Source organism: Cupriavidus basilensis (assembly GCF_000876015.1).
In the GTDB taxonomy this organism is placed as follows: Bacteria; Pseudomonadota; Gammaproteobacteria; order Burkholderiales; family Burkholderiaceae; genus Cupriavidus; species Cupriavidus basilensis_B.
The window spans coordinates 72,409-98,898 of record NZ_BBQM01000031.1 but is presented as its reverse complement, the minus strand read 5'-3'; the positions used below and the strand labels follow the sequence as shown (position 1 = coordinate 98,898).

The 26,490-nt window shown below is 70.8% G+C and carries 22 protein-coding genes; 10 read left to right on the top strand and 12 right to left on the bottom strand.

Features of this window, described 5'->3' with window-relative positions; all coding sequences use genetic code 11:
• Positions 1-17: 17 nt before the first annotated feature.
• The 6 genes from KF708C_RS31695 to KF708C_RS31670 form a co-directional block, all read right to left on the bottom strand.
• Entirely contained in the window at positions 18-596 is a 579-nt protein-coding gene (locus KF708C_RS31695; RefSeq protein ID WP_020204919.1) for an acyloxyacyl hydrolase, read from the bottom strand.
• A gap of 356 nt (positions 597-952) precedes the next feature.
• Complete coding sequence (locus KF708C_RS31690) at positions 953-2,773, bottom strand: putative bifunctional diguanylate cyclase/phosphodiesterase (protein ID WP_059415664.1); 1,821 nt, start codon at positions 2,771-2,773, stop codon at positions 953-955.
• A gap of 242 nt (positions 2,774-3,015) precedes the next feature.
• Positions 3,016-3,900, bottom strand: coding sequence for an alpha/beta fold hydrolase (locus KF708C_RS31685; RefSeq protein WP_059415662.1), 885 nt, complete (start codon positions 3,898-3,900; stop codon positions 3,016-3,018).
• A 27-nt stretch (positions 3,901-3,927) separates the two neighbouring features.
• Positions 3,928-4,626 (bottom strand): 3-isopropylmalate dehydratase small subunit, encoded by a 699-nt coding sequence (leuD, locus tag KF708C_RS31680; protein WP_269432203.1) that lies wholly within the window; start codon positions 4,624-4,626, stop codon positions 3,928-3,930.
• Positions 4,619-6,037: a 3-isopropylmalate dehydratase large subunit gene (leuC, locus tag KF708C_RS31675; RefSeq protein WP_020204914.1), complete on the bottom strand. Its 1,419-nt coding sequence runs from the start codon at positions 6,035-6,037 to the stop codon at positions 4,619-4,621. Before leuC ends, leuD begins: the two co-directional genes overlap by 8 nt.
• 68 nt (positions 6,038-6,105) lie before the next feature.
• Positions 6,106-7,125 (bottom strand): tripartite tricarboxylate transporter substrate binding protein, encoded by a 1,020-nt coding sequence (locus KF708C_RS31670; protein ID WP_082080167.1) that lies wholly within the window; start codon positions 7,123-7,125, stop codon positions 6,106-6,108.
• A 143-nt stretch (positions 7,126-7,268) separates the two neighbouring features.
• On the opposite strand from KF708C_RS31670, the gene KF708C_RS31665 reads away from it, so the two are divergent.
• Positions 7,269-8,189 carry a LysR family transcriptional regulator gene (locus KF708C_RS31665; RefSeq protein WP_059415660.1) on the top strand — a complete coding sequence of 307 codons (921 nt, stop codon included), beginning with the start codon at positions 7,269-7,271 and terminating at the stop codon, positions 8,187-8,189.
• Positions 8,190-8,214: 25 nt separating this feature from the next.
• Here KF708C_RS31665 and chrA read toward each other — a convergent pair whose 3' ends face one another.
• Positions 8,215-9,564: a chromate efflux transporter gene (gene chrA, locus KF708C_RS31660; protein ID WP_059415656.1), complete on the bottom strand. Its 1,350-nt coding sequence runs from the start codon at positions 9,562-9,564 to the stop codon at positions 8,215-8,217.
• 203 nt (positions 9,565-9,767) lie between these two features.
• On the opposite strand from chrA, the gene dmeF reads away from it, so the two are divergent.
• Positions 9,768-10,724 carry a CDF family Co(II)/Ni(II) efflux transporter DmeF gene (gene dmeF / locus KF708C_RS31655; RefSeq protein WP_059415654.1) on the top strand — a complete coding sequence of 319 codons (957 nt, stop codon included), beginning with the start codon at positions 9,768-9,770 and terminating at the stop codon, positions 10,722-10,724.
• Positions 10,725-10,771: 47 nt separating this feature from the next.
• Here dmeF and KF708C_RS31650 read toward each other — a convergent pair whose 3' ends face one another.
• Together KF708C_RS31650 and KF708C_RS31645 are read right to left on the bottom strand one after the other, a co-directional pair.
• On the bottom strand, positions 10,772-11,680 hold the full coding sequence (locus KF708C_RS31650; RefSeq protein ID WP_059415652.1) for a response regulator transcription factor: 909 nt from the start codon (positions 11,678-11,680) through the stop codon (positions 10,772-10,774).
• Positions 11,664-15,041 (bottom strand): hybrid sensor histidine kinase/response regulator, encoded by a 3,378-nt coding sequence (locus KF708C_RS31645; RefSeq protein ID WP_059415650.1) that lies wholly within the window; start codon positions 15,039-15,041, stop codon positions 11,664-11,666. The genes KF708C_RS31650 and KF708C_RS31645 overlap by 17 nt, the downstream gene beginning before the upstream one ends.
• A gap of 298 nt (positions 15,042-15,339) precedes the next feature.
• On the opposite strand from KF708C_RS31645, the gene urtA reads away from it, so the two are divergent.
• The 7 genes from urtA (at position 15,340) to KF708C_RS31610 (ending at position 22,351) form a co-directional block, all read left to right on the top strand.
• On the top strand, positions 15,340-16,563 hold the full coding sequence (urtA, locus tag KF708C_RS31640) for an urea ABC transporter substrate-binding protein (RefSeq protein WP_052165975.1): 1,224 nt from the start codon (positions 15,340-15,342) through the stop codon (positions 16,561-16,563).
• A 438-nt stretch (positions 16,564-17,001) separates the two neighbouring features.
• Positions 17,002-17,916 (top strand): urea ABC transporter permease subunit UrtB, encoded by a 915-nt coding sequence (gene urtB / locus KF708C_RS31635; protein WP_029044011.1) that lies wholly within the window; start codon positions 17,002-17,004, stop codon positions 17,914-17,916.
• 61 nt (positions 17,917-17,977) lie between these two features.
• The gene (urtC, locus tag KF708C_RS31630) at positions 17,978-19,183 is read left to right on the top strand and encodes an urea ABC transporter permease subunit UrtC (RefSeq protein ID WP_197090455.1); all 1,206 of its coding nucleotides are present in this window, start codon (positions 17,978-17,980) and stop codon (positions 19,181-19,183) included.
• Between the two features lie 16 nt (positions 19,184-19,199).
• On the top strand, positions 19,200-19,943 hold the full coding sequence (gene urtD, locus KF708C_RS31625; protein WP_020204904.1) for an urea ABC transporter ATP-binding protein UrtD: 744 nt from the start codon (positions 19,200-19,202) through the stop codon (positions 19,941-19,943).
• A 29-nt stretch (positions 19,944-19,972) separates the two neighbouring features.
• Entirely contained in the window at positions 19,973-20,662 is a 690-nt protein-coding gene (gene urtE, locus KF708C_RS31620; protein WP_020204903.1) for an urea ABC transporter ATP-binding subunit UrtE, read from the top strand.
• Positions 20,663-20,718: 56 nt separating this feature from the next.
• On the top strand, positions 20,719-21,948 hold the full coding sequence (gene fmdA / locus KF708C_RS31615) for a formamidase (protein WP_059415648.1): 1,230 nt from the start codon (positions 20,719-20,721) through the stop codon (positions 21,946-21,948).
• A 70-nt stretch (positions 21,949-22,018) separates the two neighbouring features.
• Positions 22,019-22,351, top strand: a complete 333-nt coding sequence (locus KF708C_RS31610; protein WP_029044091.1) for an FmdB family zinc ribbon protein — start codon at positions 22,019-22,021, stop codon at positions 22,349-22,351.
• A gap of 127 nt (positions 22,352-22,478) precedes the next feature.
• Here KF708C_RS31610 and KF708C_RS31605 read toward each other — a convergent pair whose 3' ends face one another.
• Genes KF708C_RS31605 through KF708C_RS31595 form a run of 3 tightly spaced genes read right to left on the bottom strand, consistent with a single transcriptional unit; the run spans position 22,479 to position 24,968 of the window.
• Positions 22,479-23,114 carry a flavin reductase family protein gene (locus tag KF708C_RS31605; protein WP_059415647.1) on the bottom strand — a complete coding sequence of 212 codons (636 nt, stop codon included), beginning with the start codon at positions 23,112-23,114 and terminating at the stop codon, positions 22,479-22,481.
• 2 nt (positions 23,115-23,116) lie between these two features.
• Positions 23,117-23,947, bottom strand: coding sequence for a GntR family transcriptional regulator (locus tag KF708C_RS31600; protein ID WP_231586650.1), 831 nt, complete (start codon positions 23,945-23,947; stop codon positions 23,117-23,119).
• A 40-nt stretch (positions 23,948-23,987) separates the two neighbouring features.
• Positions 23,988-24,968, bottom strand: coding sequence for a polysaccharide deacetylase family protein (locus tag KF708C_RS31595; protein WP_059415645.1), 981 nt, complete (start codon positions 24,966-24,968; stop codon positions 23,988-23,990).
• A 293-nt stretch (positions 24,969-25,261) separates the two neighbouring features.
• Here KF708C_RS31595 and KF708C_RS31590 point away from each other — a divergent pair, with 293 nt between their 5' ends.
• Positions 25,262-26,437 (top strand): ABC transporter substrate-binding protein, encoded by a 1,176-nt coding sequence (locus KF708C_RS31590; protein ID WP_020205252.1) that lies wholly within the window; start codon positions 25,262-25,264, stop codon positions 26,435-26,437.
• The last annotated feature ends 53 nt before the right edge of the window (positions 26,438-26,490 follow it).

The window sequence follows — 26,490 nt, the reverse complement described above, 5'->3', positions numbered from 1 at the left end:
AGGCCCGGCGGCTAGCCTCAGAAGCGATAACGCACGTAGCCGGTGTAGAAGCCGCTGCCCGGATTGGGCTGCTTGATGCCGGCGTTGGAGACGTGCTGGTAGCGGAAGCCGGCCTCATAGGCGGTCTTCGGGCCGAAGGCCACGCCCAGGCCCAGCATGTCCGAGAACTGGAACAGGCTGCCCGAACGGTGCTCTTCCGAAGTGTACTTGCTGCTCAGCATGCGCACGCCGACCGCGGCTTCGAGGAACGGCACCCAGGCGCCGCCGCGCTTTTCCAGGCGCCACACCGGCGTGAAGCCGAATTCGGTCAGGTTGTGGTGGTTGGTGCCGCTCAGGGTATTCCACTCGGCGACTTCGGCTTCCCACTGCAGCTTGAACTGCCAGCCCTGCGGGTTGCCCCAGGCAAAGCCGGAATCCCAGTTGACGCCGACTTCGTACTTGTTGATGTTGTGGCCGGGATCGCGGCCGACGGCCACGTGGACCGCGGGATCGGCGTGCGCGGCAGCGCAGGCGCCCAGAGCGGCGACGGCGCCGAGCGCCTTGAATTGCGATGCGAACCGGCGGGCAAGGCCGGCCTTCTTCTTCTGATTGGTCATGTGCAAGGTGGTGGTGAAACCGCGAGAATGGCAAGTCCTGGCGAAAACCTTGCCACCTCCGCGCGGCAAGGCCGACCACCCGTACTCAGGACCAGAGGCGCTCCATCACCCAGCCCGCGGTCACGGCGATCGCAAGCCAGGTGCCGATGCATCCGGCAATAAAACGGTAAGTCATGGTCAAGTTCCGCAACAGACGCCTGGACTCCCAGGCGAACAATCGCGAAATTATACATCCATTCATGAATGTATGTTGAGCCGGTCGACCACTTCGGCCAGGACGTGTCGTACTGGTGGGCGATTATGCACCTCCGGGCCCCATCGTGCTCGGCATGACTGCGGGTTGTTGCCGCGCTGCGTCATCCGCGCCCGGTGGCTCCGCCGCCGCGCATCACGGCGGCGAACTCGGCCGGCGGCAGCGGCCGGCCGAGCAGGAAACCCTGCGCCGCGTCGCAGCCCTCGTCGGCCAGCAGGCGCTGCTGGGCCTCGTTTTCCACGCCCTCGGCGAGGCTGCGCAGGCCCAGCGAGCGCGCCAGCGCGATCACCCCGCGCATCACCGCCAGCGCCTCGGGCGCGCGGCCCAGCGCGGCGACGAACGATTTGTCGACCTTGAGCGTGTCGACCGGCAGGCGCGTCAGGTAGGCCAGGCTGGAGTAGCCCGAGCCGAAATCGTCCAGCGAGGCGCTGATGCCGGCCCGCTTGAGCTCGCCCAGCGCCGCGGCGGCGTTGTCGAGGTCGGTCATCAGCGCGTTCTCGGTGACTTCCACGTCGAGCAGCGCGCACGGCACCCGGTGCTCGCTCGCCAGCCCGGTCAGGACCCCGGCCAGCCCCGGCATCACCAGTTGCCGGGCCGACAGGTTGAGCGAGATCTTGGGCACCGGCAGGCCCTCGCGGCGCCAGCCGGCGATCTGGCCGCACACGGCGCGCATCACCCACATGCCGACCGCGGCCTCGAGCGGCGACTCGAGCACCACGTCGAGGAAGGCGCCCGGCAGCAGCAGCCCGTGCACCGGGTGCTGCCAGCGCAGCAGCGCCTCGGCGCCCACCAGGCGCGCGTCCGGCAGCGACCATTGCGGCTGGAAGTGCAGCACGAGCTGGTCGTCGGCCAGCGCCGCCAGCAGGTCGGCGCGCAGCTGCAGGCGCTGGCGCATGCCGTGCGCGAGATCGCGGTGGAAGGTGCGGAACTGGAAGCGGCCCGCGCCCTTGGCGGCGTACATGGCGGCGTCGGCGTGGTTGAGCAGCGTGTCGGCGCCGCTGCCGGCCTCGGGCCATTGCGCGATGCCCACGCTGGCGCCCAGCAGCACCGTGTGGCCCTCGACCTGGAACGGATGCGAGACGCCGGCCAGGATGGTGCCGGCGAAGCGCTCGGCCTGGCCGGCATGGGCGCAGCGCAGCACGAAGACGAACTCGTCGCCGCCCACGCGCGCGACGAAGGCGTCGGGACCGAGCAGCGCCAGGAAGCGCTCGGCCACTTCGCGCAGCAGGGCGTCGCCGGCGGCGTGGCCGAACGCATCGTTCACTTCCTTGAAGCGGTCCAGGTCGACGAACAGCACGGCCACGCCGTCGCGCGCGCCGTCGCTGCCGCTGCCGCTGCCGCTGCCGCTGCCATCATCGCTGCCGTCGCCGCCGCCCGCCGCTGCGGCGTGCGCCGCGGCCGCCTCGGCCACCGCGTCAGCCAGCACCTGCGTGCAGCGGCGGCGGTTGGGCAGGCCGGTCAGGTAATCGTGGCCGGCGTGGTATTCGAGCTGCGCGGACTGCTCGCGCTCGCTGCTGACGTCGCGGAACAGGATGGCCAGCCCGCCGGCGTGCGGGAACACGCGCGCCTCCAGCCAGCAGGCCAGCGGCGCATGGAACGCGGTGCTGGTGCGGGGCTCGCCACTGGCGGCGGCCTCGACGCCGGCCTGGTAGCTGGGCGAGCCGTCCAGCTCGGGGCAGCAGTCGCGGATGGCGCGGCCCAGCAGTTCGGCGCGGCTGCGCCTGAACAGGCGCTCGGCGGGCCGGTTGACGTAGGTGAAGCGCCAGTCGCGGTCGAACGCGACGACGGCATCGGCGATGCTGTCGAGCAGCAGGTCCGGCTGCCCGGCGGCGGCGGCCACGCCCGCCGCCGCGCTCGCGTCTGCGGGCGCGGCGAACGTGGCGGGAGGTGACGGGATCGGTGCGCGCGGCGGGGTGTCGTCCATAGGGGAGAGAAGTGCCGGGCTGCCGCGCGTCCCGGACCGGGACACGACGGCAAATGGCAGGCATGGCGCGCATTTTATCCCCGAACACCGCGCTTTGTGCCCTCATTGCGCGATAAAGCGCGGGCCGTGGCGCGCATGCACGCGCGGGCTACCCCCCGTCATCCCCACTCGCGCCGGGCGGCGCAATGCGTCTGCGTGCAGCGCGATGTGCCTCAATGTGTCTCGATGCGGCTCAGTGTGGCTCAGTGCGCGGCCAGCAGGAACGGCAGCGTCTCTTCCAGCAGCAGCTCGGGCGCTTCCTCGGCGATGTAGTGGCCGCACGGCAGGCTCTTGCCGCGCACGTCTCGCGCCACCTTGCGCCACTCGTCCAGCGGCGCGAAGCAGCGGCCCACCGCGCCCTGCTCGCCCCACAGCGCGAGCATCCCGCACTCGACCTTGCGCCCGGCGGCGAGATCGGCGCGGTCGTGCTCGAGGTCGATCGAAGCGCTCGCGCGATAGTCCTCGCACAGGCCGTGCGCGGCGCCGGGCAGCTCGAGGCAGCGCAGGTATTCGGCCATCGCCGCGTCCGTGAACGGCGCCAGGCCGGCGCTGCGCGCGCCCATCGTGCTGCGCAGGTAGAGCGCCGGGTCGGCCTCGATCAGCGTCTCGGGGAACGGCGCCGGGCGGATCAGGAAGAACCAGTGCCAGTACGCGGTGGCGAACTGCAGGCTGGTCTGCTCGTACATCGCCAGCGTGGGCGCGATGTCCAGCGTCACCAGCCGCCGCACCGCGCCGGGATGGTCGAGCGCCATGCGGTGCGCCACGCGCGCGCCGCGGTCGTGCGCCATCACCAGGAAGCGCTCGAAGCCGAGCGCGTGCATGAGCGCGACCTGGTCCTGCGCCATGACGCGCTTGCTGTAGTTGGCGTGGTCCGGCAGGCCGGCGGGCTTGCCGCTGTCGCCGTAGCCGCGCAGGTCGGTGGCGACCACGGTGAAGTGGCGCGCCAGCGCGGCGGCCACCTTGTGCCAGATCACGTGGGTCTGCGGATGGCCGTGCAGCAGCAGCAGGGCCGGGCCCTGCCCGCCCACCACGGCGTGGATCTCGACGTCGCCGCAGGGCACGCGGCGCGGGGTGAAGCCTTCGAACACGATCGGTCCTCCTGAATGCGGCCGCGCCTAGGCGGACAGCCGCGCCATCGTCCGGGCCGCGACATCCTGCAGCCACGGCTGTGCATTGTGATGGCGCCGCGCGAATTCCGCTATGCGCGCCTGCTGCGCCAGCGTAGCGCCGATCATGTCCAGGCCCTGGCGGAACATCAGGCGGTGGCGCTCGGCCAGCGCGAAGCCGAAGCACAGCGCGCCGGCGCGCACGGTCATGGCGGCCAGGTCGATCTCGATGCGCGCGGGCGCGGGCGCCGACACCGCGGCCATCAGCGCGTCCACCTCGGCCTGCGGCAGCATCACCAGCAGCAGGCGGTTGTTGATGGCGTTGGAGTAGAAGATCTCGCCGAAGCTCGGCGCGATCACCGCGCGGATGCCGAACTGCTGCAGCCCCCACACCGCGTGCTCGCGGCTGGAGCCGCAGCCGAAGTTGGGCCCGGCCACCAGCACGCCGGCGCCCTGGTACTGCGGCTGGTTGAGCACGAAGTCCGGGCGCGGCGCGCCCTCGGCGTCGAAGCGCATGTCGTACAGCAGCCCGCGGTCCAGCCCGGCCTTGTCGATGATGCGCAGGAACTGCTTGGGCATGATCTGGTCGGTGTCGAGGTTGCCCACCGGCAGCGGCGCGCCAGTGGCGGCGATCAGGTCGTGTCCGGCCTGGCTTGCGCCGTGTCCGGTCTGGCTTTCGGTGCGGATTTCGCTACGGTTGTCAGGCATCGGTCTGCTCCAGGCGGCGCACGTCGGTGATGCAGCCGGTCAGGGCCGCGGCGGCGGCCATCGCGGGACTCATCAGGTGGGTGCGCCCGGCGCGCCCCTGGCGTCCCTCGAAATTGCGGTTGGTGGTGGAGGCGCAGCGCTCGCCGGGCGCCAGCACGTCGTCGTTCATGGCCAGGCACATCGAGCAGCCCGGCTTGCGCCACTCGAAACCGGCGTCGCGCAGCACCTGCGCGATGCCCTCTTCCTCGGCCTGGGCGCGCACCGCGCCCGAGCCCGGCACCACCATCGCGCGCACGCCCTCGGCCACGCGGCGTCCGCGCACGATGCCGGCCACCGCGCGCAGGTCTTCGATGCGCCCGTTGGTGCACGAGCCGATGAACACGCGCTGCACCGGCAGCCCTTCGAGCGTGGCGCCGGCCTCCAGGCCGATGTAGTCGAGCGCGCGCGCGGCGGCGCTGCGCGCCACGTCGTCGGCGGCGTCCGCGGGCAGCGGCACGCGCGCGTCGATGGCGATGGCCTGGTCGGGGCTGGTGCCCCAGCTGACGTAGGGCGCGACGTGGCTGGCGTCGAACGCGAGCTCGCTGTCGAAACGCGCATCGGCGTCGGAATGCAGCTCGCGCCAGCAGGCCAGCGCGCGCTCGCGCAGCTCGCCGGCGATATCCGGCGCGCGCGCCAGCACGTAATCGACGGTGCGCGCGTCGGGGGCGATCAGCGCGCCGCGCGCGCCGGCTTCCACCGTCATGTTGCACAGGGTCATGCGCGCCTCCACGGACAGCGCGCCGATGGCGCTGCCGCAGAACTCCACCACGTAGCCGCGCGCGCCCTGCGCGCCGATGCGGCTGATGACGTGCAGGATCAGGTCCTTGGCGGTGGCGCCGCGCGGCAGCGTGCCGTCCACGCGGATGCGCATGTCCCGCGCCACGCGGTACACCAGCGTCTGCGTGGCCAGCACGTGCTCGACCTCCGAGGTGCCGATGCCGAAGCCGAGCGCGCCCAGCGCGCCGTAGGTGGTGGTATGGCTGTCGCCGCACAGCACCACCATGCCCGGGCGGATCATGCCGTGCTCGGGCGCGATCACGTGCTCGATGCCCTGCAGCGCGTCGTCGGTGTCGAACAGCGCGATGCCGTGCCGCTCGCAGTTGCGCTTGAGGTTGCGCGCCTGCAAGGCGGAGGCCGGGTCCTGGATGCGGCGCGGACTTTCCGCGTGGGTGGGGATGATGTGGTCCACCACCGCCACCTGCTGGCCCGGCGCGGGCACCGCGCGCCCGTGCTCGGCCAGCCCGGCGAACGCCTGCGGGCTGGTGTATTCGTTCATCAGGTGCAGATCCGCGTAGAGCAGCACGTGGTCGGCGTCGAGCGCCGCCACGGTATGCGAATCCACCAGCTTGCGGTAAAAGGTACGGCCTGGCATGAGACTTGTGCTTGTGGGTGCTTGTTTGTGGGTAGCCGGCCGGCGGCGGTGGCCGCCGCGCGGCACGGCTATTCCGGCGTGATGCCGGCCTGCTTGATCTGCGCGGCCCAGCGCAGGGTTTCCTTGTGCAGCATGGCGTCGGCCTGGGCCGGGCTCATGGTGAGCGGCTCGAAGCCTTCCTTGAGCAGGCGCGCCTTCATCTCCGGCGTGGACAGCGCCTGGTTCAGCGTGCGGTTGAGCGTGGCGATGACGTCCTTGGGCGTGCCGGCCGGCGCGCTGACGATGAACCAGGTCTCGAACGTGTAGTTGGGCAGGCCCGCCTCGGCGACGGTCGGCACGCCCGGCATCAGCGGCGAGCGCTTGGGCCCGGTCACCGCCAGCGCGCGCAGCTTGCCGGCCTGCACCTGCTGCTGCGCGGCCGACAGCACCGGGAAGCTGATCTGCACCTGGCCGGCGATGGTGTCGAGCATGGCCGGGCCGCCGCCCTTGTAGGGCACGTGCAGGATGTTGGCGCCGGACTCGGACTTGAACAGCTCCGCCGCCATGTGGAGGGTGCTGCCGGTGCCGGCCGAGCCGAAGCTCAGCTTGCCGGGCTCGCTCTTCGCCAGCGCGATCAGCTGCTTCACGTCCTTGGCCGGCAGGCTGTTGGTGACCACCAGCACATGCTGCGAGGTGCCCATCGTGCCGACCGACATCAGGTCGCGCTCGGTGTCGAACGGCAGCCTGGCGAACAGCGAAGGATTGACCGCCAGCGCCACGTTGTTGATGGCCAGCGTGTAGCCGTCCGGCCTGGCCTTGGCGGCCTGGTCCATGCCGATGTTGCCGGAGGCGCCGGCGCGGTTGTCCGCCACCACCGGCTGGCCGAGCTGGCGGCCCCACGCTTCGGTGATCAGGCGCGCGGCGATGTCCACGCTGCCGCCCGGCGCGAACGGCACGATCAGGCGGATCGGGCGCGCCGGGAAGGTCTCGGCGGCGCCGGCGGGCGCCAGCGCGGCGCACAGGGCGAGCGCGCCAAGCGCGGCAGCCGGGGCCCGGCGCACGCGGCGGGCCAGGGTGGTCAACGCGCGGGTCGCGGTAAAGCGGGTCATGGTGGGTCTCCTTGGTCCGGCGGCTTGGAAACGGGAACGCTTCCGCCGCGCTGTTTTATGGAGATGCCAGTGTAACCATTGAACGCGCCGCTATAATTTCATCCACAGACTTTCATTCGGTCCTTCAGTTCACCAATTCCCGTTTGGATACCTTCTCCGATCTCGCCTTCTTCGTCACCCTGGTCAAGCGCGGCAGCCTGGCCGGCGCGGCGCAGCAGTTCGGCATCACGCCGTCGGCCGCCAGCAAGCGGCTGGCCGCGCTGGAGGCGCGCCTGGGCGTGCGCCTGCTCCACCGCACCACGCGGCGCCTGAGCGTGACGCAGGAGGGCGAGGCCTACCTGGAACAGGGCGCGCGCATCCTGGCCGAGCTGGAGGAGCTGGAGCAGGGCCTGGGCGGCAGCCGCGTGGCGCCGCGCGGGCTGCTGCGCGTCAATGCCACGCTCGGCTTCGGCCGGCGCCACGTGGCGCCGGCGGTGGGCGCCTTCCTGCTGGCCTGCCCGGAAGTGGAGGTGCAGCTCGAGCTGACCGACCGGCCGCTCAACCTGGCCGAGGCCGGCTTCGACGTGGGCATCCGCGTGGGCGGCCTGCCCGACGCCCGCCTGACCGCGCGCCCGCTCGCCCACAACCGCCGCCTGCTGTGCGCCGCGCCGCGCTACCTGGCCAGCCACGGCGAGCCGGCCTCGCCGCGCGAGCTGCAGCGGCACCGCTGCATCGTGCTGCGCGAGAGCGACGTCACCTACGGCACCTGGCACCTGCGCTCGGCCAGCCGCCAGGAGACCGTCAAGGTGCGCGGCCCGGCCAGCACCAACGACGGCGAGGTCGCGCTGGGCTGGGCCCTGCAGGGCCACGGCATCCTGATGCGCTCGGAATGGGAAGTGGCGCCGATGCTGCGCTCGGGCCGGCTGCGCCAGGTGCTGGCGGAGTGGTCGACGCCGCCGGCGGACGTGTCCGCCGTGTTCCTCACGCGCGACCATCTCACCGCCAAGGTGCGCGCCTTCGTCGACTACCTGGCGCGGCATTTCGCCGCACACCGCGCGCCGGACGCGCCTTACAGCGGCTGGTAGCGGCTGGCAGCGGCGGCTGGCGGACTCAGCGCAGCAGCACGATGGCCATGCCGGCCAGCCCGCAGCCCAGGATCACCGGGATCACGCCGGCCTTGAAGCGGAACAGCGCCACCGCCGCGGCCAGCCCGATCAGCGCCGAGGACCAGTCGAAGCGGCCTTGCAGCCCGGCCGGCCACAGCACGTGATAGGCGAAGAACACCGCCAGGTTGACGATCACGCCGACCACCGCCGCCGTGATGGCGGTCAGCGGCGCGGTGAACTTCAGGTTGCCGTGCGTGCTTTCCACGAACGGGCCGCCCAGCAGGATGAACAGGAAGGACGGCAGGAAGGTGAAGAACGTCACCACCGCGGCCGCCGCCACCGCCGAGGCCACCAGCGCGTGGGCGCCGAACACGGCGTGGGTCCAGCCGCCGACGAAACCGACGAAGGCCACCACCATGATGAGCGGGCCCGGCGTGGTCTCGCCCAGCGCCAGCCCGTCGATCATCTGCGGCGCGGTCAGCCAGTGGAAATGCGCCACCGCGCCCTGGTAGACATAGGGCAGCACCGCGTAGGCGCCGCCGAAGGTCATCAGCGCGGCCTTGGTGAAGAACCAGCCCATCTGCGTGAGCGTGCCCTGCCAGCCGTAGCGCCACGCCAGCGCGCCCAGCGCCAGCGCCCATACCGCCAGGAACACCGCCAGCACGCGCGCGAAGCGCCGCCACGAGAACAGCGCGTGCGCGGGCGTGGGCGTGTGGTCGTCGATCAGCGCCGGGCCGTGCCCGGCCTTGCCGGCGCCATGCCCGCCGCCGCCGGCGAAGCGCTGCGGCGCGATGCGCCCGCCCACGTGGCCGGCCACGGCGGCGGCCACCACGATGGCCGGGAACGGCAGCCCGAGCGCGAAGATCGCCACGAACGACGCCGCCGCGATGGCCCACAGCCAGCCGTTCCGGAGCGTGCGCGAGCCGATGCGCCACGCCGCCGACACCACGATGGCCGTCACCGCCGGCTTGATGCCATACAGCACGCCGGCCACCGCCGGCACCTCGCCGAAGCGCAGGTAGATCCACGACAGCAGCATCAGGATCAGCAGCGAAGGCAGCACGAACAGCCCGCCCGCGATCACCCCGCCCCAGGTGCGGTGCATCAGCCAGCCGATGTAGGTGGCCAGCTGCTGCGCCTCGGGGCCGGGCAGCACCATGCAGTAGTTGAGCGCGTGCAGGAAACGGCTCTCGGAGATCCAGCGGCGCCGCTCGACCAGGTCCTCGTGCATGATGGCGATCTGCCCGGCCGGGCCGCCGAAGCTGATGAAGCCCAGCTTGAGCCAGTACCAGAACGCCTGGCGCAGCGGGATCGGCGCCGGGGCGGCCGCGGAAGTCAGGGTGGAGGCATGCATCGTCTGTGGCGCTGTCTTGTAGGGTGTCTTGTGGGTTATCTTGTGCCTTGCCTGCGGCGGGCAGCGCGCCAACAATAGCAGAGACGCGTGACAGCCCGCGCCGGCGCGCCTGCCCATGCTGCCGGCAGGGACGAATCGCCCCGGTGGCGCCGCGCGCTGTTACGCTTGCGCCCGACGATATTTCCAAGCTGCACAGGACCGCCATGCATACCCAGGATCTCTCCCGCTGGACCCACAGCCACGTCTTCGACACCGGCAACCGCGCCGCCGAGCGCGGCACCCGCCTGGTGATGCTGATCACCGCCGCCACCATGGTCGTCGAGATCGCCGCCGGCCTGTGGTTCAACTCGATGGCGCTGCTGGCCGACGGCTGGCACATGAGCTCGCACGCGCTGGCCATCGGCCTGACCGCGTTCGCCTACGCCGCGGCGCGCCGCTATGCCGGCGACCGGCGCTTCGCCTTCGGCGCGTGGAGGATCGAGGTGCTGGCCGGCTTCGCCAGCGCCATCTTCCTGCTCGGCGTGGCCGCGCTGATGGTGTACGGCTCGGTCGAGCGGCTGTTCAGCCCGCAGGCCATCCACTACCGCGAGGCGCTGGCCGTGACCATCGCCGGCCTGCTGGTCAACCTGGCGTGCGCGCTGATCCTGGGCGGCGCCCATCACGGACATGACCACGGGCATGACCACGGACACGATCATGGCCACGATCACCACGGCCACCACGACCTGAACCTGCGCTCGGCCTACCTGCACGTGCTGGCCGACGCCGCCACCTCGGTGCTGGCGGTGCTGGCGCTGGCCGGCGGCTGGTGGCTCGGCCTGGGCTGGCTCGACCCGGTGATGGGCCTGGCCGGCGCCGCGCTGGTCGGCCACTGGGCGCTGGGCCTGCTGCGGCAGACCGGCACCGTGCTGCTGGACCGCGAGATGGACCACCCGGTGGTGGACGAGGTGCGCGAAGTGCTGGCCGGCTTCGACGACGGCCCCGAAGGCACGCGCGTGGCCGACCTGCACGTGTGGCGCGTGGGCAAGCAGAAGTTCGCCGTGATCGCCAGCCTGGTGACGCACGACGACGCGCTCACGCCGGCGCGCGTGAAGGAGGCGCTGTCCGTGCACGAGGAACTCGCGCACGTGACGGTGGAAATCCACCGCTGCGGGCACTAGGCAGCCTGCATCTCGCCGCACTGCACCGCGCCGCCGGCGCGGCCGGCCTAGGCCATGCCGCGCTGCGCCGCCGCCACCGCCGCGGTGCGCGTCTCCACGCCGAGCTTCTCGTAGATGTGCTCGAGATGCTTGTTGACCGTGCGCGGGCTCATGCCGAGGATCTCGGCGACGTCGCGGTTGGTCTTGCCGCGCGCCACCCACACCATCACCTCCGCCTCGCGCGGCGTCAGCTCGGTGGCCGAGCCGGCCACACCGGCCACGCCGCCCTCCCCGGCGGCCTGCGCGGCATAGGCCGCCAGCTCCACCACCGTCACGCCCGCGCTCACGCCGGTCAGCCGGCGCAGCTGCAGCGCGCCCAGGCGCGCGCACTGCGGGCCGGCATCGTCGCGCAGCGACTCCAGCGCCGAGGCCAGCGGCGCCGGCAACAATTGCCCCGGCGGCACCGCGGCCAGGTCCTGCGCGCGCAGCAGCGCCGCGGCGCTGTCGTTCATCCACATCAGTTGCCCGCCCGCGCCGGCGGCCAGCATCGGCACCGCGCTGCCCAGCACGGCCGCGCGCGCGCTGCGCGCCAGGCGCGCCTTGGCGGCGTGCGAGCGCACGCGCGCCACCACCTCGGCGATCGCCACCGGCTTGGTCACGTAGTCGCAGCCGCCGACCTCGAAGCCGCGCACGATGTGGCCGGTCTCGCCCAGGCCCGTCATGAAGATCACCGGCAGGTCGGCATGGCGGTCGACCAGCGCGGCGCAGGTGGCGAAGCCGTCCATGCCGGGCATGTCCACGTCGAGCAGCACCGCGTCGGGCTCGAAGAAGGCCAGCGCGGCAAGCGCGGCGTCGCCGCTGTGGGCGGCGTGCACGGCCATCGCCTCGCCGCCGAGCGCGCGCGCGATGAAGCCGCGCGCGTCGGCGTTGTCGTCCACCACCAGCACGCGGGTCTGCAGGTCAGGAGCGGGATTCATGGAGCGCCTCGCCTAGGGAATGGTTGAATGCGTCGGCATTGCTGCGCGCCAGCGCCAGCATGCGGGCGGCCCACGGCGCGCTGGCGTCGGCGCCTTCGGCCAGCTCCGCCAGTTGCGCCTCGAGCGCGCGCTGGCGCCCGGTGGCGCCGAGCAGCAGCAGCTCGCGCAGCAGGTCGGCGGACGGCGCCGGATGCGCCGCCGATGAAGCGGTGGCGCTGGCGGTGTCGCTGGCAGTGGCGGCGGCGGCCGCCAGCGCGCGCCGCACCACCTCGATCAGCTCGGCCTCGCGCACCGGCTTGCTGACGAAGGCGAAATAGCCGTGCGTGGCGCGCGCCTCCTCGGTGTTCTCGTGCGCGTTGGCGGACACGATCACCACCAGCGGCGGCTGCGGCAGCGCGCGCAGCATGCGGCACAGGTCCCAGCCCGAGGCGTCCGGCAGGTTGAGGTCGAGCAGCACCAGCTGCGGCTGCCAGCGCTGCACCGCAGGCAGCACCGCGGCGCCCTCGCCGGCCTCGCGCACGGCCAGGCCGAGCGGCGCCAGGAAGCCGAGCAGCACGGCGCGGTGCGCGGCGCGGTCGTCCACCACCAGCACGCGCGCGTTGGCCGGCAGCGGGCTGTCCGGCGCGGCGGCGCGGCGCGCCAGCGGCGCCGTCACCGCCGGCAGGTACAGCCGCACCGCGAACTCGCTGCCGGCGCCGGGCGCGCTGCGCACGCGGATCTCGCCGCCCATCAGGTCGGCCAGCAGCCGCACGATGGCCAGCCCCAGGCCGATGCCCTCGCGGTCGTCGTGGCCGCCGGCGCGCTCGAACGGGTCGAAGATGCGCGCCTGGTCGGCCGCGTCGATGCCGGGGCCGGTGTCGCTCACCACGATGGTGGCCAGCTCGCGCTGGTGCCGCACCGACAGCGTGACGGCGCCCTGCTCGGTGAACTTGATGGCGTTGCTGACCAGGTTGATGACGATCTGGCGCAGCCGCTTGGGGTCGCCGTGCACGTGCGTGGGCAGCGCGCCCTCCACGCGGTAGTGGAACGCCAGCCCGCGCGCCGCGGCCAGCGGGCGGAACATGCGCACCAGCTCGTCGAACAGGCCTTCGAGCGCCACCGCTTCCTGCGCCAGGCGCAGCTTGCCGGCCTCGATGCGCGACAGCTCCAGCAGCCCGTCGACCAGGCTGGAGAGATGCTCGCCGGCGCGGCCGATGGTGCGCACGTCCTCGCGCAGCGCGCCCGGCAGCTGCGGCGCGCGCAGCAGCAGCTGCGAGTAGCCGAGGATGGAGTTCAGGCCGGCGCGCATCTCGTGGCTCATGCCGGTGATGAAGCGGCTCTTGGCGAGGTTGGCCTTCTCGGCGGCTTCCTTGGCGCCCTGCAGCAGCGCGTCGGTGTGGCGGTGCGCGTCGATTTCCTTCTGCAGCAGCATGTTCTGCCGCTCCGACTCTTCCTGCGCCACCGCGCGGCTCTCGTTGGCCAGCACCAGCCACCACGCCGCCACCGCGGCGAACAGCAGCAGCCCGGCGAAGATCTTGACGAACAGGCCGGTGCGCGGCTGCATGGCCGCGTACAGCGAGCCGGACAACTGCTCCTGCGTGTAGAGCAGCCACAGCAGCGTGCCGAACGCGAACACCATGCCCGCCAGCACCAGGCAGAACTGGCCGATGCGGCGCGCCATCACCGGCGGCGTGCCGGCCGGCAGCACGCGCGCCAGCGCCGTGGCGATCTGCTCCTGCGCGCTGGCGCCGGGCTTGCAGCGGTCGCCGCAGCGCGCGTCGAGCGTGCAGCACAGCGAGCAGATCGGGCCGCGGTAGGCCGGGCACGCGGCCACGTCCTCCACCTCGAACGGGTTGCGGCAGATCGTGCAGCGCACGCGCTTGTGGCGCGGGCCGAAATCCACTGGCACGCGCGCGATGTAGTAGCGGCTGTGGGTGGCGAACGCGATCAGCGGCGGGAACGCGATGGCCAGCGCCAGCCCCACGCCGATCGAGGCCGGCCGCAGGGTCTCGCCGAACGCGCCCAGGTGCACCAGCATCGACAGCGCCGAGGCCAGCATCATGGCGCCGAAGCCGGCCGGGTTGATGTCGAACAGGTAGGCGCGGCGGAACTCGATGGTGCGCGGCGACAGCCCCAGCGGCTTGCTGATGACGAGGTCGCCGACGATGGCCCCGACCCACGCCACCGCGAGGTGCGCGTACAGCGCCAGCACCTGCTCGAGCGCCTCGAACACGCCCATCGCCATCAGCATCACCGCGATCAGCACGTTGAAGCCCAGCCACACCACGCGCCCCGGGTGGCTGTGCGTGAGCCGCGCGAACACGTTGGACCACGCCAGCGAGCCGGCGTAGGCGTTGGTGATGTTGATCTTGGTCTGCGACAGCAGCACGAACAGCCCGGTCAGCGCCACCGCCAGCCACGCCGGGCCGGCGCCGCCGAGCGCGCGCGCGAAGCCGGCCAGGTACATCTGCGTGGGCTCGAGCGCGTGCGAGATCGGCACCTCGGCCTGCAGCGCCACGAACGCGAGGAACGCGCCGCCCGCCATCTTGGCCGCGCCCAGCAGGATCCAGCCCGGGCCGGCGGCGATCAGCGCGCTCCACCAGCGCAGCCGGTTGCGCCGCGTCAGCTCGGGCATGAAGCGCAGGAAGTCGACCTGCTCGCCGATCTGCGCGATCAGCGCGGCGGTCACGGTGGCGGCGGCGCCGAACGCATGCCACGAGAAGCCGTCGCCCTCGGCCAGGCGGCCGTTGAACGAGAGGAAGTCGGCGTACAGGCCCGGCTCGCGCCACGCGATCGCCGCGTAGGGCAGCGCCAGCAGCAGCAGCCACAGCGGCTGCGTCCACAGCTGGAAGCGCGAGATCAGCGTCACGCCGTGCGTGACCAGCGGGATCACCACCAGCGCCGAGAGCAGGTAGCCGAACGAGCGCGGCAGCCCGAACAGCAGCTCGAACGCCTGCGCCATGATGGCCGCCTCGAGCGCGAAGAAGATGAAGGTGAAGCTGGCGTAGATCAGCGAGGTGACGGTCGAGCCCAGGTAGCCGAAGCCGGCGCCGCGCGCCAGCAGGTCCATGTCCAGGCCGTGGCGGGCGGCGTAGTAGGAGATCGGCAGGCCGGTCAGGAAGATCGCCAGGCTGACCACGCCGATGGCCCACATCGCGTTGGTGAAGCCGTAGCTGAGCGTGATGGCCGCGCCGATGGCTTCGAGCGCCAGGAAGGCCACTGCACCAAAAGCGGTATTGGCCACGCGGAAGGCGCTCCACTTGCGGAACGTCCTTGGTGCAAAACGCAGCGCGTAGTCCTCCAGGGTCTCGTCGGCAACCCAGCGGTTGTAGTCGCGCCGGATCTTGCTGATGCGCTGTACGGGCTGGCTGGCGGTGGGCATGAGGGTGGATGACTCCGGACGGTGCGGACGCGGGCCGGGCGTGGGCCGCGCTGCGCTGATGCAAGAGCTGTGCCGTGCCGGCGCCGCTGCCGAGCATGCGCAGGCGGGTACGTCGAATGACGTATGGAAGCGTGCGTTGCGCTGCACCATGATCCAGCCGCAGGGTCAATCACCGCCTTCCATCGCCATCCAACCACGCCTCCAAGGAGCGTCGATCATGCGTGACAAAGCAAAGAACGGGTCCCTCCCACCGCAGCAAACCGAAGACGGCGCCACCATCTCGCCGCAGCGCCGGCGCATGATGCAGGGCCTGGCCTCGCTGCCGGCGCTGTCGCTGGCGGGCCTGTCCGGCCTGAGCATGCAGGCGCGCGCGGCGGTGCCCACCGCGGTGGCCAACACCACCAAGCTGGCCGTCACCGATACCGAGGTCACGGTCGGCCAGCTCCATTCCGCCACCGGCACGATGGCCATCTCCGAGACCGGCTCGATCCAGGCCGAGCAGCTCGCCATCGACCAGATCAACGCGGCCGGCGGCATCCTCGGGCGCAAGATCAAGGTCATCAAGGAAGACGGCGCCTCCGACTGGCCGACCTTCGCCGAGAAGTCCAAGAAGCTGCTGGTCAACGACCGCGTGGCGGCCGTGTTCGGCTGCTGGACCTCGGCCTCGCGCAAGGCCGTGCTGCCGATCTTCGAGAAGGAGAACGGCCTGCTCTACTACCCGACCTTCTACGAAGGGCTGGAGCAGTCCAAGAACGTCATCTACACCGGCCAGGAAGCCACCCAGCAGATCATCTGGGGCCTGGACTGGGCGGCCAAGCAGAAGAACGCCAAGAGCTTCTTCCTGATCGGCTCGGACTACATCTGGCCGCGCACCTCGAACAAGATCGCGCGCAAGCACATCGAGAACTTCCTCAAGCTCAAGGTGGTGGGCGAGGAGTACTACCCGCTGGGCCACACCAACTTCAACTCGCTCATCAACAAGATCAAGGTGGCCAAGCCGGACTGCATCTACGCCATCGTGGTGGGCGGCTCCAACGTGGCCTTCTACAAGCAGCTCAAGGCCGCCGGCATCACCGCCGACAAGCAGTTCCTGCTGACCATCTCCGTCACCGAGGACGAAGTGCTGGGCATCGGCGGCGAGAACATCGCCGGCTTCTACGCGGCCATGAAGTACTTCCAGTCGCTCGACAACCCCAACAACAAGGCCTTCGTGGAAGCCTTCAAGGCCAAGTACGGCGCCAAGTCGGTGATCGGCGACGTGACCCAGGCCGCCTACCTCGGCCCGTGGCTGTGGAAGGCCGCGGTGGAGAAGGCCGGCAGCTTCGACATCGACAAGGTGGTGGCCGCCTCGCCCGGCATCGAGCTGAAGACCGCGCCGGAAGGCTTCGTCAAGGTCGACCCCAACCACCACCTGTGGAGCAAGACGCGCGTGGGCCTGGCCCAGCTCGACGGACAGTTCAAGGTGGTGGCCGAGTCGCCGCAGCTGATCCCGCCGAATCCGTTTCCGAAGGGGTATCAGTAAAGCCTGGTTGGCTCCCCTCTCCCGCTTGCGGGAGAGGGGCCGGGGGAGAGGGCCGGCGCTGGCGAATGCCGCCGTGCTGGAAAAAACCGGCGGCTTCGTTTCTCGCCTCTGCGCTGGACAACACCGCTGGCCCCGCTTGATGTGGCTCCTGGCTAAACCGCCCCTCTCCCCGGCCCTCTCCCCGTGAGGGGAGAGGGGGGACACCTTGCCTGGGCCAGCTCTCGCGGTGTGGGCCCGTTCGCGGGCTTCGTCGATCGCCCCGGGGGGGGGTTCTCCCCTCTCCCGCCCGCGGGAGAGGGGCCGGGGGAGAGGGCGGAGGCCGGCCAATGCCGCCGCGCGGGACAAGACCATCGGCTTCGCTTGTTCTGCGCCCCGAAAACCGATAACCGACGCCTTCGTCCGGCGTCTTCTCTGCATTCTTTCCTTGGCGAGCGCGACATGAATCTAACCGACATGCTGAACATCGGCCTGATGCAGGGCTTTGCCGGCCTGAGCCTGTTCTCGGTGCTGCTGCTGATGGCGCTGGGCCTGGCCATCATCTTCGGGCAGATGGGCGTGATCAACATGGCCCACGGCGAGTTCATGACGATCGGCGCCTACACCATCTTCCTCGCTTCCACGCTGACCGAGCGCCTGGCGCCGTCGTGGATGCCGTTCTATTTCCCGCTGGCGATCGGCGCGGCCTTCGTGCTGGCGTTCTGCGCGGGCTGGGTGGCCGAGTGGGCGCTGATCCGCCATCTCTACCGCCGCCCGCTCGACACGCTGCTGGCCACCTGGGGCCTGTCGCTGGGCATGCAGCAGACCTTCCGCTCCACCTTCGGCCCCAAGGAGGTCAGCCCCACGCTGCCGGAGTGGCTGATGGGCTCGTGGGCGCCGGCCGCGGGCCTCGACATTCCCATCAACGGCCTGTTCGTGATGGCGCTCACGCTGTTCGTCACCGGCATGGTGTGGCTGGCGCTGTACCGCTCGCGCTGGGGGCTGCGCGTGCGCGCCACCACGCTGAACCGGCCGATGGCCAACGCCGCCGGCATCAACACGCGCCGCACCGACCGCCTGACCTTCGCCATCGGCTGCGGCATCGCCGGCGTGGCCGGCGCGGCCTTCACCACGATCGGCTCGACCGGGCCCACCAGCGGCTCGCTGTACATCGTCGACTCGTTCCTGGTGGTGACCTTCGGCGGCGCGGCCAGCCTGCTCGGCACCGTGGCCTCGGCCTTCGGCATCGCGCAGGCGCAGTCGATCAGCGAGTTCTTCCTGACCGGCTCGATGGCGCGCGTGCTGACGCTGCTGCTGATCGTGACCATCCTGATGATCCGCCCGCAAGGCCTGTTCGCGCCGGCGGTGCGGCGCTGACGCACCACCGCCCTTCCACCGAACCGCACCGACTCGAACCGGACCGCCCCAGGAGCTTGTGATGTCTCCCTCCGCCCCTTCCTCTTCTCCGTCCTCCGCCGCCGCGCCGGCGCCGCGCCGCCCGTCCCTGCCGCTGCGCCTGCTGCGCAGCGAGCTCTCGGGCTACCTGCTGCTGGCGCTGGTGCTGGTGGTCATCATGCCGCTGGCGCTCGACGTGTTCCGCCTCAACCTGGTCGGCAAGTACCTCAGCTACGCCTTCGTCGCCGTCGGGCTGGTCATGCTGTGGGGCTACGGCGGCGTGCTCAGCCTCGGCCAGGGCGTGTTCTTCGGCCTCGGCGGCTATGCGATGGCGATGTTCCTCAAGCTCGAGGCGTCCGACCCCAAGAGCACCGCGATCCAGTCCACGCCCGGCATCCCCGACTTCATGGACTGGAACCAGATCACCGCGCTGCCGTGGTGGTGGGAGCCGTTCCGCCACCTGCCGTTCGCGCTGGCCGGCGTGATCGCGGTGCCGGTGGCGCTGGCCTTCGTGGTGAGCTTCGCCATGTTCCGCCGGCGCGTGGGCGGGGTCTACTTCGCCATCATCACGCAGGCCGTGGCGCTGATCCTGTCGGTGCTGATCATCGGCCAGCAGGGCTACACCGGCGGCGTCAACGGCATCACCGACCTCAAGACCATGCTGGGCTGGGACATCCGCGGCGACGGCGCCAAGGTGGCGCTGTACTTCGCCAACGTGGCGCTGCTGTTCGGCGCCATCGCGCTGTGCCGCTGGATCCAGCGCAGCAAGCTCGGCGTGCTGCTGCTGGCCATGCGCGACAAGGAAGACCGCGTGCGCTTCTCCGGCTACGACGTGGCCATGTTCAAGGTCTTCGTGTTCTGCCTGGCCGCGGCGCTGTCGGCGGTGGGCGGCGCGCTGTTCACGCTGCAGGTGGGCTTCATGTCGCCGTCGTTCGTCGGCATCGTGCCGTCCATCGAGATGGTGATCTTCGCCGCGGTGGGCGGGCGCATGAGCCTGGTGGGCGCGGTGTGGGGCACGCTGCTGGTCAACTTCGGCAAAACGTATTTCTCCGAAAGTTTCCCGGACCTGTGGCTGTTCCTGATGGCGGCGCTGTTCATCGGCGTGGTGGTGGCCTTCCCCGACGGGCTGGCCGGCCTCTACCGCAAGTACATGGCGCGCCGCGACCACGCCGCCGCCCCCGCCAGCGCGCCGGCGGCCACCGCCGGCGACGCCGGGACCACCGAAGCCGGCGCGCGGCAGCGCGCCTGAACGCGAGGAAGACGCCATGAGCAATACCGATTTCATGCTGGCGGTGGAGGACCTGACCGTTTCCTTCGACGGTTTCCGCGCCATCGACAACCTCACGCTCTACGTGGACCGCGACGAGCTGCGCGTGATCATCGGCCCCAACGGCGCCGGCAAGACCACGCTGCTCGACCTGATCTGCGGCAAGACGCGCGCCACCGGCGGCAGCATCAAGTTCGCCAACCGCGAGATGACCGGACTGGCCGAGTACCGCATCGTGCGCGCCGGCGTGGGCCGCAAGTTCCAGACGCCCTCCATCTACGAAAACCTCAGCGTGTTCCAGAACCTCGCGGTGTCGTTCCCGCGCGGGCGCGGCGTGTTCGGCGCGCTGATGTTCCGCACCACGCCCGAGGTGCGCCAGCGCGTGGCCGACGTGGCCGCCGAGATCGGCCTGGGCGACGCGCTCGGGCGCGAGGCCGCGCAGCTCTCGCACGGGCAGAAGCAGTGGCTGGAGATCGGCATGCTGCTGATGCAGGAGCCGCAGCTGCTGATGCTCGACGAGCCCATCGCCGGCATGAGCGTGCGCGAGCGCGAGCAGACCGCCGAGCTGCTCAAACGCATCAGCCGCGGGCGCGCGGTGATCGTGATCGAGCACGACATGGACTTCGTCAAGCGCATCGCCGACAAGGTCACGGTGATGCACCAGGGCAAGATCCTCGCGGAAGGCTCGATGGAGCAGGTGCAGAACGATCCGCGCGTGATCGACGTCTATCTCGGCCACTGATGCTGGCCACTTTACCGGAGGAAACCAGCATGCTCACAGTCGACAACGTGGTCGTGAACTACGGCCAGAGCGAGGCGCTGCACGGCGTGTCGTTCGCCGCCGCGCAGGGCGAGACGGTGGCCATCATGGGCCGCAACGGCATGGGCAAGACCACGCTGTTCAAGGCCATGATCGGCATGCTGCCGGTGCGCTCGGGGCAGGTCTGCGTGGACGGCCGCGACGTGGCCAACGACGAAAGCTACCGCCGCGTGCGCGCCGGCCTGGCCTACGTGCCGCAGGGGCGCATGATCTTCTCGCACCTGACCGTGGAGGAGAACATCCTCACCGGCATGGAGCAGGGCAGGACGCGCCGCATCCCCGAGGAGATCTTCGCCATGTTCCCGGTGCTGTTCGACATGCGCCGGCGCAAGGGCGGCAACCTGTCCGGCGGCCAGCAGCAGCAGCTCGCCATCGCGCGCGCGCTGGTGGCCAACCCCAAGGTGCTGCTGCTCGACGAGCCCACCGAGGGCATCCAGCCTTCCATCATCAAGGACATCGCGCGCGCGCTGCTGGAGATCCGCCGCACGCGCGACATCACCATCGTCTTCTCCGAGCAGGTGCTCAGCTTCGCGCTCGACGTGGCCGACCGCCTGCTGGTGATCGAAGGCGGGCGCTTCGTGCACGAGACCCAGCGCGACAGCACCGACGTCGAGCACATCCGGCAGCTGCTGTCGGTGTAGACACCTTTCCTACGCTTTCCGACCCCATCCCCTCACGCCAACACTGGAGGCATGTCATGACGGACACCCTGATCAAGGTCGACCTGACCCAATCCCCGTACGAGAACCCCGACGTCCACAACCGCTGGCACCCGGACATCCCGATGGCCTGCTGGGTCAAGCCCGGCGACGATTTCATCCTGGAGACCTACGACTGGACCGGCGGCTTCATCAAGAACAACGACTCGGCCGACGACGTGCGCGACATCGACCTGTCGATCGTGCACTTCCTGTCCGGCCCGGTCGGCGTGGAAGGCGCCGAGCCCGGCGACCTGCTGGTGGTGGACCTGCTCGACATCGGCGCCAAGGCGGAAAGCCAGTGGGGCTTCAACGGCTTCTTCTCGAAGCAGAACGGCGGCGGCTTCCTGACCGACCGCTTCCCGCTCGCGCAGAAATCGATCTGGGATTTCCACGGCCTCTACACCTCGTCGCGCCACATCCCGGGCGTCAACTTCGCCGGGCTGATCCACCCGGGCCTGATCGGCTGCCTGCCCGACAAGGCCATGCTGGAGACCTGGAACAAGCGCGAGCTGGACTTCATCGCCACCGAGCCGGCGCGCGTGCCGCCGCTGGCCAACCCGCCCTTCGCCGCCACCGCGCACATGGGCCGCCTGCAGGGCGACGCGCGCGACCAGGCCGCCGCGCACGGCGCGCGCACCGTGCCGCCGCGCGAGCACGGCGGCAACTGCGACATCAAGGACCTGTCGCGCGGCGCCAAGGTGTACTTCCCGGTCTACGTGGACGGCGCCGGCCTGTCGGTGGGCGACCTGCACTTCTCGCAGGGCGACGGCGAAATCACCTTCTGCGGCGCCATCGAGATGGCCGGCTGGGTGCACATGCGCGTGTCGCTGATCAAGGGCGGCATGGCCAAGTACGGCATCAAGAACCCGATCTTCAAGCCCAGCCCGATCACGCCGCACTACAACGACTACCTGATCTTCGAAGGCATCTCGGTGGACGAGGCCGGCCAGCAGCACTACCTCGACGTGCACGTGGCCTACCGCCAGGCCTGCCTCAACGCCATCGAGTACATGACCAAGTTCGGCTACTCGCCCGCGCAGGCCTACTCCATCCTCGGCACGGCGCCGGTGCAGGGCCACATCAGCGGCGTGGTGGACATCCCCAACGCCTGCGCCACGCTGTGGCTGCCCACGCAGATCTTCGACTTCGACATCCGCCCGAGCGCGGACGGCCCCGTCAAGCACATCAAGGGCGACGTGGACCTGCCGATCTCGCAGGACGTTTGAGCGAACCAGCGCGGCCCGCGCGCGCCGTCGCGCGCGGGCCGCGCCCGCAAACCAGACCGGAGGCCACCGCATGCCCACCTACGACTACCGCTGCCGCGACTGCGGCGACTTCGCCGCGCTGCGGCCCATGTCGCGCCGCGACGACCCCTGCGCCTGCCCGTCCTGTGGCAGCTTCGCCGAGCGCGCGCTGGTCGCCGCGCCGTCGCTGGCCGGCATGCCGGCCGCGTCGCGCCGCGCGCACGCCATCAACGAACGCAGCGCGCACGCGCCGAAGGAGTCCGGGCGCGGGCACGGCGCGGGCTGCGGGTGCTGCGCGGGCGCGGGCAAGGTGAAGCTGGCCGGCGCGCCGGCTGGCGCGCCGAAGGGCAACCCGAACGGGCGGCCCTGGATGATCAGCCATTAGGCGGGAGGCACGCTAGCGCACGAGGCGCACGGGACCGGGCATCGTACGCCCAACTAAACTAAGTTCGGTTGGTCCAGTCCATGCATTCACGCATGGCAAGCGCGGACTGGGCGCCCCCGGCGCACCTTCACATCTCGTCCATAGCCGTACTCGCCGTAGCCACCCCGGCCTCCGTGTCCAGCGAGAACCGGTCGCGCGTGGTCACGTAGAAGCTCGCGCCGAAGCGGCCCACCGGGAAATAGTCCTGCAGGCGCACGCGCCAGGTCTCGGTGTCGATCAGGCCGTCGCGCGCGTGCAGGCGCAGCACGCGGCCGATGAAGATCTGGCGGCTGGTGGTTTCCAGCGTTTCCCACAGCGTGCATTCGAACGCCACCGGCGCCTCGGCGATGCGCGGCGGCGCCACCGCGCTGGAGGGCAGCGGGGTGAGGCCCACGCGCGCCAGCTCGCTCTGGTCGGGCGGCAGGCGCTCGCCGCAGTCGTGCATCTTCCGCGCCATCGCTTCGTCGCTCAGGTGCACCACGAACTCGCGGCTGCGCGCGATGTTGACGGCGGTGTCCTTGAGCGCGCCGTCCTGCATCCGGTTGACGCTGATCATCACGATGGGCGGCTCCTCGCCCAGCATGTTGAACATGGAGAACGGCGCGGCATTGACGGTGCCGTCCGCGGCCAGCGTCGTCACCAGCGCGATCGGGCGCGGCACGATCAGGCTGGCCATCAGCTTGTAGCGCTGGTACTCGGTGATCGCTTCGAAATCGACTTCCATGCTTACTCCTTGCTCAGGCCGAGCAGTTGCGCCAGGCTTTTCTCGCCCTGCATGCGCGAGGTCTCGATGCGCTGCTCCAGCTCGCGCAGGTGCGCTTCCATGCGCTGCACCGCGCCGGCGGCGTCGCGCCGCTCGATGCAGTCGACGATGGCGGCGTGTTCGTCGTGCTCGCACGGCGCGTGGCCGGGCGGCTCGTACAGGCCCACGATCAGCGAGCAGCGCGACACCAGCTCGGTCAGGTAGCGCTGCAGCACCGGGTTGCGCGCCAGCGCCGCGATGCGCAGGTGGAAGCCGCTCGCCAGCCGCGCCCACGAGGGCTGGTCGAAGCGGTGCATGGCTTCGTGCTCGGCGGCGAGCTGGGCGCGCAGCGCGCGCAGGTCGGCGTCGGTGACGCGCGCCACCGCCAGTTCCACCAGCACGCGCTCCAGCGCGCGGCGCGCCTCGAAGATCTGGCTGGTCTCGGCCGGCGTGGGCTCGGCGATGACCGCGCCCTTGTTGGGGCGCAGCTCGACGATGCCGTCGTGCGCGAGCTTTTCCAGCACGCGCCGCACCACCGCGCGGCCCACGCCGAACAACTGGCACAGCTCGGGCTCGGGCAGCTTGGTGCCGGGCGTGAGGCGGTGGTTGAGCACGCCGTCGAAGATGGACTGGTAGATGCGCGTGTCGGCATCCGGCGCGACCGCGCCGGCGGGATCGATGGCGGAATCGATGGCGGAATCCGCGGCGGGATCGGTAGCGGATCCGGCAATGGAATCGGCGGCGGCGCGCTTGCGCGCGGCCTTGGGCGGCGCGCCTGCCGGTCTGGCGGTGCGGGGCGATGCGGTGCGGGGCATGACGTCGGCCGGGGACGGGTTAGCGTTCGAGCGCATGATGTTAGCGCGAAGCGGTGACGGGCAGCGGCGCCACCTGTTCGAGGTGGTCGCAGATCGCGCCCGGCGTGGCCAGCCACACGCCGCCCTGCGCCGCGCGCGCGGCGATGTACGCCAGCGCGCGGCGCAGGTGGCGCAGCCGGTAGGGCTGGCCGACCAGGTAGGGATGCAGCGCGATGCCCATCACCAGCGGCTGCGGGTGCAGCGGGTGGTCCGCCTGCGCCAGCATCTCGTCGAACTGGTCGACGATCATGTCGGCGAAGGCGCGGCCGTCCATCTGGCGGCCCACGATCATCGGGATGTCGTTGAGCTCCTGCGGATAGGGAATCGCCCACAGCGGGCCGGCGCGCGTATCCATGCGCACCGGGCGGTCGTCGTGGCACCAGTTGAGCGTGTAGCGGTAGCCGGTCTCGGCCAGCAGGTCGGGCGTGCGCGCGGTCTCGGCGATCCACGGCGACAGCCAGCCCGACGGCGCCGTGCCCGCGTGCGCGGCGATGCGCGCGCGGCAATGGCGCAGCAGCGCGCGCTCGCCGGCTTCGTCGAGCTCGCTCTGGCGGCGCGCGTTGGTGTGGCCGTGGCCGATCAGCTCGTCGCCGCGCGCGAGGAAGGCGTCCACCACTTCGGGGCAGTGGTCGTAGAGCGCGGTGTTGATGATGACGCCGGCCGGCAGCGCCAGTTCGTCGAACAGCTCCAGGCAGCGCCACACGCCCACGCGGTTGCCGTACTCGCGCCAGCTGTAGTTGAGCACGTCCGGCTGCGGCGAGACCGGGCCGAGGCTGGCGCCCAACCCCTCGCCGAAGGCGAAGTGCTCGATGTTGAAGCCGAGGTAGACCGCCAGCCGCGCGCCGCCGGGCCAGCGGTAGTCGTCGGCGTCGGTGATGGGCCGGTACGGGAAGCGTCCGTGCGTGCGCAGCGGTCCGAACTCGTGGCCAGGCTCGGCGCCGGCCGGCGCCTCGGCGGCGGGGGAAAGCAGGTCTTGCGTCATGGTCCGGTGGTCTCGCGTCGTGCCCGCCCTGGCGCCGCTTCGGTGCAGCCCCGCCACCGCTCAGGGCGCCGGGCACCGACATCGTGCAGGGACGGGCTGCGTTGATCGTATGCAACTTCTTTGTAGGATCGTTCGCAAAAAGCAGGCCATATCGTCTACGTATCGAATTCCGCGTCGTCGCGGGGTTTCACCCCGTTTCGCCGACGGATGGCATGCGTCTTGCGAGCGGCAGTGCCCGTAGCCCATTCCCATCCTCGCCTGCCCCTGCTTTTTCCCATCTCCGGAGAACTGCCATGACCACCGTCTCTCGCCGCGCCGTGCTGGCCGCCATCGCCGCCGCCTGCGCCTTGCCCGCCCTGCCCGCGCTCGCGGCCGACACCATCAAGATCGGGCTGGTCACGGCCCTGTCCGGCCAGTCGGCGCGCGCCGGCGAGGCGCTCACGCGCGGCATGACCATCGCCATCGACGAGATCAACGCCAAGGGCGGCCTGCTGGGCGGGCGCAAGCTGGAGCTGGTGCGGCGCGACGACGAAGGCAACCCCGCCAAGGGCGTGCTGGCCGCGCGCGAGCTGATCTACAAGGAAAAGGTCGCGGTGCTGTTCGGCGGGCTCGACACGCCGGTGTCGATGGCCATCGTGCCGATCGCCAACCAGGAGAAGGTGCCGTTCATGGGACCGTGGGCGGCCGGCACGCCGATCACGCGCAACGGCGCCAATCCCAACTACGCCTTCCGCGTCTCGGCGGTGGACGAGGTGGTCGACAAGGCCATGCTGCAGTACGCGCAGAAGAGCTTCAACGCCAGCAAGCCCGGCCTGATCCTGGTCAACAACCCGTGGGGCGAATCGAACGAGAAGGGCATCGTCGCCGCGCTCGCGGCCAAGGGCATGAAGCCGGCCGGCGTAGAGAAGTTCGAGGCCAACGACGTCGACGTGGTGCCGCAGCTCGGCCGCCTCAAGGCCGCCGGCGCCGACGTGCTGTTCATGGTCGGCAACGTGGGGCCGTCGGCGCAGGTGGTGAAGTCGCTCGACCGCATGGGCTGGAAGGTGCCGGTGGTCTCGCACTGGGGCCCCGCCGGCGGGCGCTTCACCGAGCTGGCCGGCGCCAATGCCAGGAACGTCCACTTCGTGCAGACCTACAGCTTCTTCGGCACCCCCACGCCGGTCAGCACGCGCGTGGTCGCCGAGCTCAAGGCCAAGTACAGCGACATCAAGGGCCCGGACGACATCACGCCGGCGGTCGGCGTGGCCAACGCCTACGACGCCACGCAGCTGGCCGCGCTGGCCATCGCGCGCGCCGGCTCCACCAAGGGCGACGCGGTACGCGAGGGCTTCTACAAGATCGACCGCTACGAGGGCCTGATCAAGACCTACGTCAAGCCGTTCACGCCGGAAGTGCATGACGCGCTGAGCGAGAACGACTACGTGTGGGCGCAGTTCGTCGACAACCGGATCGTGCCGGTGGCGAAGTAAGGCGGGAGCGTCGTTGCGGGCGCTCCCCCGAACTACATCCGCATAGAAAGAGA